The sequence below is a fragment of the Chitinophaga ginsengisegetis genome (genome assembly GCF_900168065.1).
GTDB lineage: Bacteria > Bacteroidota > Bacteroidia > Chitinophagales > Chitinophagaceae > Chitinophaga > Chitinophaga ginsengisegetis.
Window position 1 is genome coordinate 21,107 of the sequence record NZ_FUZZ01000006.1, and the last position, 17,397, is coordinate 38,503.

Here is a 17,397-nt window from a genome sequence, read left to right on the forward strand (position 1 = left end):
TTCAAGTTATGAAAGTGAAAACAGCGGAGTGCTTGCACATGACGCCCAGGTGGCTCGCCTGCCTGGTGCTGGCATTGTGTTGCCTGTACCCGCCGCGGATCACGGCCCAACCGGGAACAACAGAACTGAAACGGACTACGGTAGATATATACGTTGTGAATGAAACACTCGATAAAGTGTTTGAACAGGTGGAAGCAGCCACCACATTCCGGTTTGTATATAACCCGTCGGAAATAGCAAAAAGCGGAAAAGTAACGATCAATAAAAAGAATATTCCGGTGGAACAGGTGCTGAAATTATTGCCAGCTGTATTACAATATGAACTGCGTGGCAGGAACCTCCTCATCACCCGGAAGGAACCGCCGCCTTTGAACCAGGCTTCGGTATTAACAGGAAAGGTAACGGATACCAACGGCAACCCACTGCCGGGTGTATATGTGATGAAGAAAGGTTTGCAGCCCCGCATCGTAACAGATCCGGACGGCTCCTTCAGCATCCATGCCGATCCGGGCGATACCCTGCGCTTCAGTCTTCCGGGCTTTGGCGAACAGGAAGTGCCGGTGGAAAGAGTGAATATGCTGTACGTTTCCCTGCTGGCAAAATATGCCTCTCTCAAAGAAGTAGTGGTGATCGGCTACGGCACTTCCAGCAAGGAAATGCTCACTACGGCCGTGGGCACCGTAAGCGGCGATGTATTAAAGGAACGCGCTACTACCATGAACCTCATGCAGGGACTGGCAGGAAAAGTTGCCGGCGTAAGCGTGATGATGAATTCCGGAAAACCCGGCGGTAACCCGATCGTAAAAATCAGGGGCACGGGTTCCATCAACGCTTACAACGGCCCGCTGTATGTGGTAGACGGGATTGTGGGCGCCGATCCGCTGATCCTTGATCCGAATATTGTGGCTTCGGTAGACGTGCTGAAAGATGCGGCTGCCTCGGCAATTTATGGCGCAAGGGGATCCAATGGCGTGATCGTGATCACCACCAGGAAAGGAACAAAAAGCAGCCCGGCTATTTCGTTCCGCAACACCCTCAGCTTTGGCTCACTGGCCCGCAAAGTAAAGCTGATGAATGCAGAAGAAGCACTGGAGATGTTTAAACGGGAGTATGAATATCTTCCCGGCCGCACAGCGCCGCATCTCGATGCCTCCTGGCAGTTTCCGCGGAAGGAAGAACTTTTCAATGCGGATGGTACGCCTAAATATCATACGGACTGGCAAAAGGAAGCAAGTCGCCTCGCAGTGTCCCACGAACATTCGTTGTCGCTGTCTGCGGGAAAGGATGGCTTCTCTGCCCTTGTCAATCTTTCTTACAACGACCAGCAGGGAATCCTGATCAATAGCTACTCCCGGCAAATCAACGGCTTTATCAACCTCGGCTGGGATGTTACAAAATGGCTGCACGTACAGGCAGTGATCAACAGCGGCGCCGCGAAACAAAATAATGTCGACATCAATACATTCGGACTGAATGCTGTGCGCCAGATCTATGAGTTTCTGCCCTTCCTGCCGGTACGTTATGCCGATGGCACGTATTCGCGCAAAGGGGATTACCCGGGTGCAGAGGATTCTGAAAACCCGGTAAGACTCATGCGGGAAGTGAAGTCGGTGGCCGGCCGCACGTACACGATGGGCAACCTGATCACTACCATCCGCCTGAACAGTAAACTGCATATCACAGCAGGTTTGAGCGGGCAAACAGGCGCCACCTACAACCTGTATTATTCCGGCCGGGATATCCGTGGCTATTCTGATACACAACAGGGCGTGGCCACCCGTGCAAATGGAAATTCCGGTTCGTGGACTTCGGAAGATTACCTGACCTGGAACAACCAGTTTGGCAAACATAAAGTCACCGCCGTGGCTGGCGCCAGCTGGTACTATTTCGGGAACATGAGCACCCAGGCAGGAAGCGAAGGCTTCTTCGATGATTTCTTTTCCTACAACAGCCTGCAAACAGGGCTGGTGCCGCAACGGCCACAGTCGGGAACAAGCAATACAGCGATGAACTCCTATTATATGCGGTTTAATTACGACTACGACAGCCGCTACCTGTTTGGGTTTTCTTTCCGCGCAGATGGGTCTTCGCGTTTCGGCGCCAATAACGTGTACGGCTATTTCCCCAGTTTCTCAGGCGCGTGGCGGTTGTCGTCGGAGCCTTTCCTCCGGCACGTGCGCAGCATCAACGACCTGAAGATACGCGGCAGCTATGGCATTGTAGGCAATGCGGACATCGGCGATTATGTAACGCAGGACAGGCTGAGGAGCGGCCAGGTAGCATTCAATGGTCAGGCCGCACCGGCCGTGATGCTGGAAGCATTGGGCAACAAAAATCTTAAATGGGAAAAAGCCCACCAGCTGAATATCGGCGTCGATGTTTCACTGCTGGATAACAGGATACAATTTACCGGCGACGTTTATAACCGCGTAACAAAAGACCTGTTGTATTACAGGTTGATGCCTGCTACTACCGGCTACGAGGGCGTGTTTGACAATATCGGTTCTATCCGCAACAGGGGCGTTGAACTGTCGCTGGTCACCAACAACATCCGGCGCAAACAGTTTTCATGGAACACTTCCCTGATCTATTCCATGAACCGCTCCCGCGTGCTGGAACTGAATGGCGATATCATGTATCCCTGGGGTGGCCGCATCATGGAAGGACGCCCGTTAAACGAATTTTATGGCTACCGCCGGCTGGGCACCTGGGGCACAGCTGAAGCGCCCGAAGCAGCTGCCTATGGCAAAAAGCCAGGCGATGTGAAATATGCAGATGGAAACAATAATAAAGTGAAAGATGCCAACGACCGTACGGTACTGGGCAACGGCATGCCCGGTTTTGAAGCAAGCCTGAGTAATACGTTTACCTATAAAAATTTTTCGCTGTTGGTAGATGTGCAAACGATTTATGGACACAGCCTGGCAAATTTTACCAGGATGCTCATGGAAAATGCAGCGCCCACCACCAACAGCTACCGCAACCTCCTCAACGCCTGGACGCCGCAACAGCAGGGTGGCATGAACCCGGCGCTGCGGCTGCCACAGGACGGACTGGATAATGAGATGGACAGTTACTACATAGAGAAAGGCACGTTCCTGCGTATACGCAATATCGCGCTGGCGTACCGGCTGAAGGAAGACTGGCTCGCACGGTATCATATAAAGTCCGCCGCCATCAGTGTCAGCGCAGAAAATTATTTCCTGTTCACAAAGTACAAAGGGTATGATCCTGAAGCCTCCTCATTCGATGGCGACTTTAACCAGGGAGTGGATATGTATCAGTACCCGAAAGCGAAAACACTGGCGTTCACATTAAATGTTACATTCTGAATAAAGGAATTGAAATATGAAACAACTGGTCCTGTTGGGGATGATCATATTGATTACTTCCTGCAACAAATTCCTGGAAGAGGAACCCTCAGGTTCTCTCAGCCTCACACATTACTACAAAACACGGGAGCAGGTGAGCGCCGCGGTAAACGGTACATACGATGGTCTTGCTACTCCTTTCGTAGTAAACATCGGCGTAGCCGTAAGCCCTGTGTATTCACTGGAATATATCACCGGCTACAGCCGCCGGCCACGGCCATCAGGTTTTGAGGACGACCAGTTCCTGCGGTTAGACAGGCTCGATAATGCCAATTCAAAATTACAGGCATGGTGGAATGCTACTTATTACCCGGTGGAAAACTGCAACAGCGTTATTGAAAACGTGAGCGTAACATTGGTGGTAGACGAATTAACAAAGCAGCGTTATCTCGGTGAAGCGCATTTCCTGCGGGCATGGTATTACTTCCAGGCAGTACGGCTTTTTGGTGATATCCCCCTGAAGCTGACCACTACGAAAGATATTAATGATGTGAAGATTCGCCGCTCGCCAAAAGAAGCCGTGTATGAACAGATTGTGAAAGACCTTACAGCAGCAGAAAACGCTGGCCTCTCCTGGACGGATCAGAGCGGGCATGTAAGCCTGGGCGCTGTAAAATCTTTGCTGGCGAAAGTATACATCACCATGGCAGGCTATCCTTTGCAGAAAGGAATGCCCTATTACCGGATGGCATATGATAAAGCGATGGAAGTGATCGACAGCCACCAGTTTTCCCTGTTTGAGCAATACAGCGATCTGCGCAACCCCGCCGTGCAAAATACGAGGGAGCATATTTTTATGCTGCAACGTCATCCTACGGTGGCAGTGAGTAATATTCACTGGGCGTATCTTCCATATCCCGGTCAGCCGGTTTCTATTCAACCGGCCTATGGCGGGGCAATGGCGCCGGCCCCTGCATTCTATAATTCATATGCAGCAGATGATGGACGCAAACAGGAAAAGGCTTTTTTCTACACAAAATATCCGCGTTATGGCAATCCGGCCGAAACCATCTTTTTCTCCGAACCCTACATCTTCAAATTCTGGGATGAAGAAGCAGAGAAAACCGGCCGCTCAGGAGCTAACTTTCCGCTGATACGTTATGCAGATGTACTGCTTTTATGTGCAGAAGCAAAAAGCATGATCGACGGTGGTACTACTTCGGATGCCGCCGCTATCGACGCGTATTATTCGGTGCGCCACCGGGCCTTTCCCGCGGCGCCAAAACCAGCAACTTTAACAACAGATGATATCCTGAAGGAACGATATTGGGAACTGTGTTTTGAATTCCAGACCTGGTACGATATGCTGCGCACCCGCAAAGCCTTTGATGTGGCGCATGGCAGCATGATCAACCTGGTTGGATACAAAGCCCCCAATCACCTGCGGAGCTTCGAAGAAACTGATTTTCAATTTCCATTACCATTAGCTGAAGTTCAGAAAAACCCGGACTTGGCCCTTTAACAACAGCATGAAACGAATGAATATTTGCCTGGCGGTTTTACTCACCGCTGCGGCACAGGAATCTTTTGCCCAGCAGCCTCACTTTATCGATGGCTATCACGGCGGCGTTTACGGACATTATCCCGCAGGATACACCCGGTTTATCACCGGCCAGCTGCAGGCGAATCCATACTGGAAAATTAACCTGGAAATAGAACCCGAAACCTGGGATATGGTGAAGGTCCGCGAACCGCAGGCGTATGGTGTTTTCCAACAACTGTTTGCCGATCAATCCGGCAACGGCCGCATAGAATATGTGAACCCGGGATATGGCCAGAGTTATCTTTACACCGGCTCCGGCGAAAGCATGATCCGCCAGTTCAGCTACGGCATGCAAAAAGTAAGGGAACATTTCCCCGGCGCCGTATTCACCACCTATTCAAGTGAAGAACCCTGTTTTACCAGCGCATTGCCGCAGGTGCTCCGCTCGTTCGGATTTAAATACGCTTCCCTGAAAAATCCCAATACCTGCTGGGGCGGCTATACCCGCGCATTTGGCGGTGAACTGGTACAATGGGAAGGCCCCGATGGCAGCCGGTTGTTAACCGTACCCCGATATAGTTCAGAAGCCTTATTACCCAATTCTACCTGGCAAACTACTGCGTGGAATAACAGCAAAGAATATTTAGCATCCGCCCGCGCAGCCGGCATTGCCAATCCCATTGGTATGTGCCTGCAGGATGCCGGCTGGCACAACGGCCCCTGGCTGAAACGTAATGCACAGTATGAAACGTGGCGGAATTATATCGGCAACGTGGCAAACAAAACAAATGTGCCATCGTGGAGGGTGAGCCAGGAAGATATCCAGGTAAGCCTGGTGTGGGGCGCTCAGGTATTGCAACGCATTGCGCAGCAGGTTAGAGCCGCGGAAAATAAATTGATAGCCGCCGAGAAATATGCCGCTATCACCGCTTTATATGATCATGTTCCGTGGCCGCAGCAAAAACTGGATACCGCCTGGAAATCGCTGCTGCTGGCCCAGCACCACGACTGCTGGATTGTGCCTTACAATGATACCTGGATCGATAAAGTGCAGCATTGGACAGATAACACCATCGCCGTAAGCGACAGCATCTTACAAAAAAATAATAGCGCCACTTATATACGCGTATTGAACACCACGGCACTTCCCCGTGAGGAGTGGATTGATTTGCAGGGTAATTGGAAAGTAATAGATAGTAAAGGAAGACAGGTGCCTACAGTGCCGGGAGCCGTTAAAGTTTCGGTGCCACCAATGGGATTCAGTGTTTACAGGTTGCAGCCGGTAACAGGCGGGGAAAATTACATCACGCCGGAAACCCTGGAAACAGACTTATACCGCATAACGATAGATCCCGCCAGGGGTGGCGTTATCAGCAGTTTGATTGTGAAAGCCACCGGCAAAGAAATGGTGGACACAAAAAACAACCGCGGCTTCAATGAACTCCGGGGATACTTTTACCAGGAAGGCGCCTGGCGCTCCAGTATGGACACTGCAGCGAGGATCCGCATCACGGAAAATAGCAAAGCCCGCGTGTCGGTGGAAATCAACGGCTTTATTGCCGGTCATCCATTTACGCAACAGGTTACACTCACCAATGGCCAGCGTAGAATAGATCTGAAAGTGAAAATAAACTGGAAAGGGAACCCCGGTATCGGCGCATATTCACAGGCAGATAATTATAGCACGGAAGCATATCGCAAAGCATTTTATAACGATAGCTGCAAACTGCAGGTACTGTTCCCGCTTTCTCTCTCTCCGCAAAAACTCAGTAAAGACGCACCATTTGATGTAACAGACAGCCGCCTGGAGAATACTTTCTTCAGCAGCTGGGACAGCATCAAAAATAATGTGATCCTTCACTGGGCGGATGTAACCGACGGCAATACCGGGCTGGCCCTGTTTACCGATCATACTACCAGCTACGTGCATGGGAAAGATTATCCATTGGGCCTTACGCTGCAATATGCAGGCCGTGCGCTCTGGGGGCGTAATTACGATATTACCGGACCTACGGAAGTGAATTATGCCATCGTACCGCATAATGGTAACTGGGAATCAGGAAGCATCAGCAACGAAGAAACGCGCTGGTGCGAACCGTTGCAGGTACTGTCTGCCACCGGAGGAAAAGATTTTTCATTGCTCGCCTTGCAGGACAATCATTGGCAGGTATCCACCCTGCTCATGGATGGAAAAGATTTGCTTATCAGGTTGTATAACGCCGGTGGAAACAGCGGGCAACAGCAACTGTCTTTCAACGGTAAAGCCACGCAGGCTGTGATAGAACAACTGGATGGCCAGGCTGTGGAAACCCTGCAACGCCGGCTGGTGGCCGGTAAAACAATCATCCGCCTGGCAATACCCCGTTTCGGTATCCGCACCATCCGGCTAAAAAATGTAATTGTAAATAATTAAACCACTATATGAAAAAGTTCGTGTATTCTATCGGGTTATGCCTTGCCACCTTGTTCGCGCAGGCACAGGTAAAGCCCTTTCAGCAAAATGATCGCGTGATTTTTGTAGGCAACAGCATCACCGAAGCAGGCGCCTATGTCTCGTATATTTATCTCTACTACATGACCCATTTCCCCGGAAAAAAACTGGTGATCCTCAATGGTGGAATTGGCGGCGACAAAGCCTCGGATATATACCGTCGCCTGGATTACGATATCCTGGCGAAAAAGCCAACGGTACTGGTGCTTACTTTTGGCATGAACGATACCGGCTATTACGAGTTTAACAACAGCGATGCCGCTAAAACCGCCGCTGAGCGCATAGCCGCTTCCCGCCGCAGTTACGGGCAAATAGAGCAACGGCTCCTCAAATTACCGGCGATACAAAAAATAATGATGTCGTCGCCGCCATACGATGAAACCGCGAAGATCCCGGGAAATTATTTCCCTGGAAAACAGCAGGCGATGCTGGAAATAATAAAGTTCCAGGAAGAGGCCGCACAGAAAAACAACTGGCCTTTCACTGACCTGTTCCGGCCCATGAAAGCACTGAATGAACAACTACAGCAAAAGGATTCTACTTTCACCATGATTGGCCCGGACAGAATCCATCCCGGCAACGCAGGACACCTGGTAATGGCATCCCTCTTCCTGAAAAGCCAGGGACTGAACGGCAAACCGGTTGCGGAGGTAAGCATCAACGCAGGCGCCGGTAAATTGCAGCAGGCAGTGAATTGCAGTATCAGTCAGCTCACGGCTTCTAACAACAAAGTAAGTTTCGGTTACCTGGCCGCATCATTACCTTTCCCTATAGATACGGTGGCCCGCGTTTGGGGCAATACGCAGAAACAATCTGACGCACTGAACTGGATTCCTTTTACGGAAGATTTTAACCGGGAAATGTTACAGGTAGCAGGACTATCCTCCGGAGATTATACACTGCTGATAGATGGTCATGCTATGGGGAAATGGTCCGCGGCTGCATTTGCAGAAGGTATTAACCTCGCCACATTAACCGAAACGCCGCAGTACAAACAGGCATTTTCCATCATGCAGCTCAACCTCCGCCGGGCAGAGCTGGAGAGCCGTTTACGCCGTTACTACTGGATACAGGGCAACTTTTTTGATAAAAAGAATTTATTATTGCATGATGACGCAGCTGCACTGGATAGTGTACGCACCTATGCAAAAACAGATGGTATGCTGCGTTACCACGAAGAAAATTATGAAACAGCCATGTACAAAGAACTGCGTACCGCCTGGCTGCAGGAGATCGATACCATCGTTAAACTGATCTACACTATCAACAAACCGGTGATTCATAAAATAGAGATCGTTAAAATTTAAAGATGAAAACCACTGCTTCCATATTCGTTTCGGCACTCTTCTTTGTTGCAACTACCGGCAAGGCGCAAGGTCCCGCCGCTTATGTAAATCCTTTTATAGGCGCCAGCACCAGTGAAGATGCGGCCGGCAGCTATCACGGTCTTGGTAAAACATTTCCCGGCGCCGCCACGCCTTTCGGCATGGTGCAGCTGAGTCCCAATACCATTACCGGCGGCGACAACGGCTCCGGGTACAGTTATGAACATACCACTATCGAAGGCTTTGCTTTTACGCAAATGAGCGGCATCGGCTGGTATGGTGATCTTGGTAATTTCCTGGTAATGCCTGCCACCGGCCCGCTGCAAACCGCTGCGGGTAGCCGGCAACATCCGGAGGAAGGGTATCGTTCTACCTACTCAAAAAAAGAAGAGAAGGCTACCGCAGGTTATTACACTGTTAAGCTCACTGAAAATAATATCACCGCAGAAATGACCGCTGCTCCACACAGCGGCATCATGCGCTTTACATTTCCCGCCAATCAGCAATCACGTATACAAATCGATCTGGCCCGCAGGGTAGGAGGTACTTCCACCTGGCAGGAGGTAAAAGTGATCAACGACAGCACCATTGCCGGGTACATGCAGTGTACGCCGGAAGGCGGCGGTTGGGGAAACGGCGATGGGAAAGGCAATTACACCGTATACTTCTATGCGCAGTTCAGCAAGCCGCTTTCTAAATATGGCGTGTGGAGTGCAGACATCCCCGACGGTTGGTCACGGAAACGCGAAGATGTTGAAAGCGCCCGCTATCAGCAACAGATCGCAAAGGCAACGGTAATACCCGGCGTTAAAGAAAAAGCAGGTAAGCATCTTGGCTTCTACACGGAATTTGCTACCAACGCACAGGAAGCGGTACTGATGAAAGCTGGCATCTCTTTCGTGAGCATCGACGGCGCAAAAAATAACCTGGAATCAGAGATCAGGAACTGGAACTTTGATGCCATCAGGCAACAGTCATTCGACGCATGGAACAAAGCCCTCGGCAAAATAACCGTAGCAGGAGGCACAGAAGAGGAGAAGAAAATATTCTATACGGCACTGTATCATACCATGATAGATCCCCGCAATTTTTCTGATGCGGATGGAAAATATATAGGGGGAGATGGAAAAGTTCATGCCGTGAAAAACTTCACCAAACGCACCATCTTCAGCGGCTGGGACGTATTCCGCAGCCAGATGCCCCTGCAAAGCATCATCAATCCCCGCGTGGTAAACGATATGGTAAATTCGCTGGTAACGCTGGCAGATGAAAGCGGTAACCATTACCTGGAACGCTGGGAATTCCTGAACGCATACAGCGGTTGTATGATCGGCAACCCCGCAGTGTCGGTGATGGCCGACGCGTGGGCAAAAGGGATCCGTAATTTTGATATTAACAAAGGATACGCCTTCGCCAAAAATTCTGTAGAGAAATTCGGCAATGGCAGCAAAGGATATTCCACCGGCGGGTTAAGCGTATCGCTGACTTTGGAATACGCCTATTTCGACTGGTGCCTCGGCAAACTGGCCGGCGCACTGGGCAAAAAGGAGGACGCAAAAAAATACCTGGCCCGTGGCGCCAATTATAAAAATGTATTTGATACGGGCAAAGCGTGGTTCCGTCCCCGCAACGACGACGGCACCTGGCAACCCTGGCCGGAGCAGGGCCGCATGCAGCAGGGATACGGCACTATTGAAAGTAGTCCTTACCAGCAGGGTTGGTTTGTGCCGCACGATGTACCAGGCATGGTGGCGCTCATGGGCGGAAAGGAAAAGGTATTGGCAGATCTGACTACATTCTTCGACAAAGTACCGCAAAACATGATGTGGAACGATTATTACAACCACGCCAACGAACCGGTACATCATGTACCGTTTTTATTTAACCGCCTGGGCGCCCCCTGGCTTACCCAGCAATGGACCCGTGAAATCTGCGCCCGTGCCTATCATAATTCTGTAGAAGGATTGGTAGGGAATGAAGATGTAGGACAGATGTCGGCCTGGTATGTACTGGCCGCCAGCGGACTGCATCCTGTATGTCCCGGAAGTACGCGGTACGAGATCACCAGCCCGGTGTTTGATAACATTACCATCGCCCTCGATCCTGCCTACGCCAAAGGCAAAACGTTTACCATCAGCGCCCGTAATAACACGCCTGCCAACCGCTATATTCAGCGTGCCTGGTTAAACGGGAAACCATACCAACACTGTTATATCAACCATGCCGATATCACCGCCGGCGGTACACTGGTGCTGGAAATGGGTAACCAACCGGCACAAAACTGGGGAATTAAATAAAATTTAACGGAAGAATGGCGGTACTGTCTTTTTAAGGTGTCATACCATAGGGACAAACAGTAACCAATCAAAAAAAGATCCCGCAGCACAAGCCACTGTAGAAGACTGCTTTTACAGACAGGCGATGTCATGCCACGTATGTAAATTTTTATCACCAAAAGCTGGATGCTAACACGTATTAACGTTATGAAAATGAAATTCGCGTTCACTGCTCCTGTATGCCTGTGCATAGGAATTTTTACCCTTGCTTCCTGCGGTAAAAAAAACTTCCTGGATCAGACGGAAACGACTAACCTGAACGAGCAAACGGTATTTGCCGACAGCGCCCGCACCGTCGCTTTCCTCACCAACATTTACGTAGACATTGGCTTTGCAGAAAGCGCCACCCGCTTCGGCAACGGCGGCCTCGACGCCTCCTGCGATGAGGCGGAACCACAGAAATCCGCCACCGTCACCACCTCCATACAATTTGCTACCGGTACCGTCAATCCTTCCATCATCAGCGCCGATGCCTGGAACCTGCCCTATACCAATATCCGCAGGGTGAACCAGTTGCTGAAACACCTGCCCGGCTCACCCATCCCGTCGTTTATCCGCAACGTGATGGCCGCGGAAGCACGCTTCCTGCGAGCATGGTATTATGCCGATCTGCTGAAACACTACGGAGGCGTTCCGCTACTCGGCGATTCTGTATATAAGGTAGAAGACAAGATCCCCGCAGTGCGCAATTCCTATAAGGAGTGTGTGGACTACATCATATCGGAATGCGATGCCGCAGCCGCCGTATTACCGCTGGTGCGGATCCGCGAAGACTATGGCCGCGCCAGCGGAGGAGCAGCCCTGGCGCTGAAAGCCAGGGTGCTGCTATACGCTGCCAGTCCACTCTTTAATGGTGGCGGCATCAACCCGCAGGATGCCCCTACCGGGTACCCCGACAATGTTCCGGAACGCTGGAAACTGGCTGCCGATGCTGCTGCTGCCGTAATGAATACCGCCGCTTATTCTTTGAATGAAGACAATACTACCGCACCCGGTTATGGCTTTTACAAATTATTTACCCTGCGGGTGAACCCGGAATATATCTTCGCCAGGATGCAGGGCGGCAACCGTGAACTCGAAAGCGCCTGGCAACCACCATCGCGGAACGGCGCCCAGGGAGGCTTTCCTTACCAGGGCTTTGTAGACGCCTTCGGCATGGCAAACGGCAAATCTATTACGGACCCCTCATCAGGCTACAATGCAGCCGATCCATACAGCCACCGCGATCCGCGGCTGGCCTATTCAGTGATCCGTGATCAAACGCTGCTGATCCAGAACACCGGCCTGAAAGAACCTGTCAATATTTATCTCGGCCCCGATGGCAAAGGTATCAGTCAGGATGCAGTCCACGCCGGAACCCCCACCGGTTATTACACTAATAAAATGCTCGATGAAAATATTGCGGCCAACTTTATCCACGGCTCGCAACGCTGCTTTCCGCTGATGCGCTATGCAGAAGTCCTGCTAAACTTTGCAGAAGCGCAGAACGAATACGCCGGCCCGGTGCAGGAAGTATACAATGCGGTGGAGCTGGTGCGTAAACGCGCAGGGCTGTCGCCGTATGAATTGCCCGCAGCGCTTACAAAAGAACAGATGAGAGAGGCCATCCGTGCGGAAAGGAGAGTGGAGCTGGCTTTTGAAGGCCACCGCTTCTGGGATGTAAGAAGATGGAAGATAGCAGCGCAAACGGAGAATAAACAGATGACCGGCATGGAAGTAAAACGCAATGGCGCTAACGTTACCTATACCATCTTCCCCGTACGCAAACACAATTTCCGCGAGGCCATGTACCTGTGGGCCATCCCCCAGGGAGAAACCGCGAAATCGCCTGAGTTAAAACAAAATCCATCCTGGTAAAAAGCAACATGATGAAATCAAGATTCCACATATGTTTACTGATGCCAATACTGGTACTCTTTATCAACTCCTGCCACCGCAATGAAATACTGGTGCCAGAGCCGGTAAAAGATATTGCCGGCGAATGGCGCATCGTGAAAGCAGTGCGCAATGGCGTAGATATCACTACACTCACGGACTTCACAAAGTTCAGGATACGGTTCACCACAGATCTTCAATACACCATTGAAAATCCATTGCCCTTTATAGTCAGCAAAAACGGCAGCTATGCACTGGATGATCCTAAGTATCCTTTCCGGATCAGCTTCAGTCAAACAGGTATCAGCAACCCGGTCAGCACCACCTTCACCTACCCGGTGGTGAACGGGAAACGGAACATCAATTTTACGTTCAGTCCCGGCTGCGCCGCCAACACATACGACTACACACTTGAAAGATTGAATCCCTGATCCAACACAATACAACACGTTATGAAAAATTATACATACGGTATCGTCCTGTTCCTGCTGCTGCTGGCTGGCTGCGTATTCCTCGATGGGGTAGACGAGCCCTCCGCGGCGAAAGCAGGCGAGGAAATGACCATCACCATGCACAACCGGATCGATGTGGCGGATGGTGGCCGCACCGGCGTAAGACTGATCATCGGCTTCCTGGCGCCCAAAAGCTGGGCCGCCGCAGCTAATTCTACCATCACCTATACCACCACTTCATATGGCAACGGTAAAATGGTGCCCGTGCCTTCGTCTGTTCTTGTTGGGGGCTTGCCCTGGCCCGCTGCATTGAAAAACAGGTTCGGCATGGGCGGCAACTACATGACAGATAACCTCGAATGGGTGGTGTTCTGGACAGATCAGGCATATAATGTACCACAAGGCGTAAAAGATAAGATCGATGTAACAATGGTGATCAAACCCGGTCCGGATAATATACAGTTTAAAACGGGCTATTTCCTCGGCACCAGCAGCGATGGACTTAACGATGTATTCGGTTCCAACAACGTATACAAATGCATGTTCAAAGATTGCTTCTCCATTACAGATGGTCAGGGCGATATCATCGACTTCTGTAATCCGCAGATAGCGGCAGTAAGCCCCGGGGTAGCCACCGACAATGATTTCCTCACCCTGAGCTTCGACCCGGACGTAGTGCCCACAGCGCTCAATGGCGTAGGCAATATTTACCTCTGCGCAAAAGGATATACCAGCGATGGACATATCCTCGAAGTTTGCACGCAAACGGAAACCTCAAAACTGAAAAGTTATACCGGCAATAAATCTGCTATCACTATCTGGCCCCGCTCATATTTCAACATGCAGGAAGGACAAACGCTGGAGAAGATCGAATACTTTTTTACAGATGCCACCGGCACGGTGAAAGTAGGATTTAGCAATACTGCTGCTCCTTTTGTGTACACATTCAAATGTCAATAACAATGGCTCACAGCTACATCAAAAAATATATTTCAGCCCTTGCCTGTGGTGTACTTACGCTTTGCGCAAATGCACAGGCACAGCAAACCGGTATCATTTCCGGCCGGCTGATTGATAACTATGGCCAGCCACTTGTGGGGGCAGCCATCTCCGTAAAAAATACCGGCGATACCACCAGCAGCAGTACCAACGGTACATTCAGTATCCATGCGGCACTGAACAGCACCCTTGTTATTCAATATCCCGGCTACAAGGCAATAGAACAAAAAATACGCGACACCGCAGCGCTCACACTGCGCATGGATGAACTGTTTATTCCTTTACCACCACGTATTCCCGTACTCTATGGAGAAGCCTCCCCCAAAAGTTCAGTAGGCTCCATCGCTACGGTATACACCAATCAACTGTCCACTACACCGGCTACACTGTATGCCTATGCGTTACCGGGCCGTTTGGCAGGACTCTACACCCAACAGGTAAGCGGATTCCGGAATCCGGGTACGGGTAATAATTTCGATGTAGACATCTTCATCGGGAATATTCCTAAACCAGGTGCGTCGGAACCCAACGATAACACCGAAATGAATTTATCATTACGTGGACAGGTACCGGTAACGATTATAGACGGAATCCAGCGGGATGTGTTTTCCATCGATCCTGAAAATATAGAATCGATTTCAGTACTGAAAGATGGATTGTCTACTATCATGCTCGGCCAACGCAGCTCCCGCGGCGTATTGCTGGTTACCACCAAACGGGCCCGCGCCGGCAAGCCGCGTGTATCCTTTACTGCACAAACAGGTATCCAGCAGTCGCTTAGCCTGCCAAAGCCATTACCCGCATGGCAGTATGCCTACCTGCTGAATGAAGCGCTGCAGAATGATGGTAAAGCGCCACTGTACAAGGAAGCCGACTTCCTCGCATTCCGTGATCATACAAAACCTTATACCAACCCGGATGTGAATTGGTACAACACCATCCTGAAAGATAACGTGCCAATGTCCCGCTACAACCTCAACATCAACGGCGGTGGTAATGTGGCCCGGTATTCTGTGTCACTCAATTACACCGGTCAGCAGGGTATCTTCAAAACTTCTTCCGATAATAACTATAACACCAACGCAGGATTAAAGCGTTACCTGATCAATACCGATGTGAACATCGACGTTACCCGTAACTTCAATGTAGGCATGCAGCTCTTTGGCCGCCTCCAGGAAGGAACACAGCCGGGCGCAGGAGCGAATAATATATTGAAAACACTCCTGGGAACACCCAATGGCGCATATCCTGTTTACAATCCTAATGGCAGCTGGGGCGGTACCAGTAACCTCACCAGCAACCTCCTGTCGCAAACCATCAACAGCGGCTATATACAGGACAACAGCAAAGATGTAATGGCAAATGTGGATCTGCGCTACAACCTCGGCGACTGGCTGCCCGGACTGTCCGTGAAAGGGAAAGGCAACCTGTCTATACAATCAGCAAATGCAATAGACCGCAGTAAAAATGACCTGGTATACCGGGTAACCATAACAGATGAAGACACCCTGTATACGAAGGCAGGTAATGCCGTGGCGCAGCAGAATAATTTCATCTCCGTTTTTAACGCGCAGTATTTCTTTGGACAGGTATCACTGAACTACGACAGGCAGTTTGGTCCCCACGGCGTGAATGCCGTAGTACTGGCCGATACCAGGCAAACCATCTTTAATTATGATCTGCCAGGTAAGTCTACCAACATATCAGGTAAAGTAGCTTACAACTACGCCAATAAATATTTCATAGAGGGCGCCCTCAACAGGAGCGGCTTTAACCGGTATCTGCCCGGTAAACAATACGGTACCTTCTTTGGCGGTGGTATTGGCTGGGATCTTGCGCAGGAAAGTTTTCTTAAAGAAAACAACGGTTGGTTAAACCAGTTGAAACTAAGAGGTACTTATGCACACACCGGCAACGGTATCGATAATTCCGGCTATTACATCTGGCGCCAGGATTTTAGCGAAGACAATGGCATTGGTGGCGGCATATACTCCCAGGGAACGGCGCGCTCCCCGGCTTCCGGCTTCAAAGAGAACGGCCTGGCCAATGTGAATATCTCCTGGGAAACAGCACGCAAACTGGATGTGGGAATGGACCTGTCACTCTTCAATAACAGGTTGCAGATAACAGGCGATTACTACCACGACCGCTACGAAAACCTCCTGCAGATACGTGGAAAAAGTATTGCACTCTCCGGCGCCGCTTATCCCCCGGAGAATATCGGCATTAACCTTTACCAGGGCGGAGAACTCACCGCCACTTACCAGGGCAGGATAAAGCAGCTTAACTTTTTTGTTACTGCCAACGGAAGTATTGAAGGAACCAAAGTGATATTTATGGATGAACAGCGCCGCGATTACGACTGGAACAAAAGAACCGGTCAGCCGGTAGGCATGCGCTTCGGATATGTAGCGGACGGCTTTTTTGCGTCAGCAGAAGAAGCCGCCGGCAGCGCTACCATCGCCGGTTACAAGCCATTGCCGGGCGACATACGCTACAAAGACCTCAATGGCGATGGCGTCATCAACCAGTTTGATGAAGCGCCCATAGGTACTTATAAGCCACGTATTTATTATGGCGTTAACATCGGCTTTTCGTGGAAAGGAATAGAAGCAAGCGTACTGTTACAGGGCGTTGCCAACAGGATTAATTATGTAGATAATTTTGCCACCGAAGCAGGTTTCCAGTTCCAGAACTTTACGTACGGACAGGCATATGAGCAGATCACCGGCCGGTGGACACCAGAAACAGCAGGTACCGCAACCTATCCGCGGTTAACTGCCGACGCGAATAATAACTACAATAAATTCAGCTCCTCTTTTTGGGTACGCAATGGTAATTACTTCCGTCTGAAAAATATAAACATCGCTTACAATCTCCCTTACAGCTGGACAAGCCGCGTGCGGCTCGGCAGCGTAAAGGTGTTTGCCAATGCGCAAAATCTGTTTACACATGCTGCATACGATTTCGTTGACCCCGAAGTAGGCGTGGGAGCCTATCCCATCCAGCGGGTACTGAACACCGGTATCAACATAAAATTCTAGTCAGCCATCTAAACAACGCAC

At 50.5% G+C, this 17,397-nt stretch carries 9 protein-coding genes; all 9 read left to right on the forward strand.

Annotation, left to right across the window (positions count from 1 at the left end; all coding sequences use genetic code 11):
• The first annotated feature begins 8 nt into the window (after window positions 1–8).
• The 9 genes from B5Z18_RS29370 to B5Z18_RS29410 all read left to right on the forward strand — a co-directional run bounded on the left by B5Z18_RS29370 (window position 9) and on the right by B5Z18_RS29410 (window position 17,376).
• Window positions 9–3,332 (forward strand): TonB-dependent receptor, encoded by a 3,324-nt coding sequence (locus tag B5Z18_RS29370; protein WP_079473148.1) that lies wholly within the window; start codon window positions 9–11, stop codon window positions 3,330–3,332.
• 16 nt (window positions 3,333–3,348) lie between these two features.
• A complete protein-coding gene (locus B5Z18_RS29375) occupies window positions 3,349–4,833 on the forward strand; it encodes a RagB/SusD family nutrient uptake outer membrane protein (RefSeq protein ID WP_079473149.1) in 1,485 nt (494 codons plus the stop codon).
• 7 nt (window positions 4,834–4,840) lie between these two features.
• Complete coding sequence (locus tag B5Z18_RS29380) at window positions 4,841–7,267, forward strand: glycoside hydrolase family 38 C-terminal domain-containing protein (protein ID WP_079473150.1); 2,427 nt, start codon at window positions 4,841–4,843, stop codon at window positions 7,265–7,267.
• 8 nt (window positions 7,268–7,275) lie between these two features.
• Window positions 7,276–8,652 (forward strand): SGNH/GDSL hydrolase family protein, encoded by a 1,377-nt coding sequence (locus tag B5Z18_RS29385; RefSeq protein ID WP_079473151.1) that lies wholly within the window; start codon window positions 7,276–7,278, stop codon window positions 8,650–8,652.
• A gap of 2 nt (window positions 8,653–8,654) precedes the next feature.
• Complete coding sequence (locus B5Z18_RS29390; RefSeq protein WP_079473152.1) at window positions 8,655–10,967, forward strand: GH92 family glycosyl hydrolase; 2,313 nt, start codon at window positions 8,655–8,657, stop codon at window positions 10,965–10,967.
• Between the two features lie 186 nt (window positions 10,968–11,153).
• Window positions 11,154–12,863, forward strand: a complete 1,710-nt coding sequence (locus tag B5Z18_RS29395) for a RagB/SusD family nutrient uptake outer membrane protein (RefSeq protein WP_235016080.1) — start codon at window positions 11,154–11,156, stop codon at window positions 12,861–12,863.
• A gap of 11 nt (window positions 12,864–12,874) precedes the next feature.
• Window positions 12,875–13,312 carry a DUF5004 domain-containing protein gene (locus B5Z18_RS29400; protein ID WP_159454477.1) on the forward strand — a complete coding sequence of 146 codons (438 nt, stop codon included), beginning with the start codon at window positions 12,875–12,877 and terminating at the stop codon, window positions 13,310–13,312.
• A 21-nt stretch (window positions 13,313–13,333) separates the two neighbouring features.
• A complete protein-coding gene (locus tag B5Z18_RS29405; protein WP_079473154.1) occupies window positions 13,334–14,293 on the forward strand; it encodes a DUF4961 domain-containing protein in 960 nt (319 codons plus the stop codon).
• Between the two features lie 2 nt (window positions 14,294–14,295).
• Window positions 14,296–17,376 carry a SusC/RagA family TonB-linked outer membrane protein gene (locus tag B5Z18_RS29410; protein WP_079473155.1) on the forward strand — a complete coding sequence of 1,027 codons (3,081 nt, stop codon included), beginning with the start codon at window positions 14,296–14,298 and terminating at the stop codon, window positions 17,374–17,376.
• Window positions 17,377–17,397 lie beyond the last annotated feature (21 nt).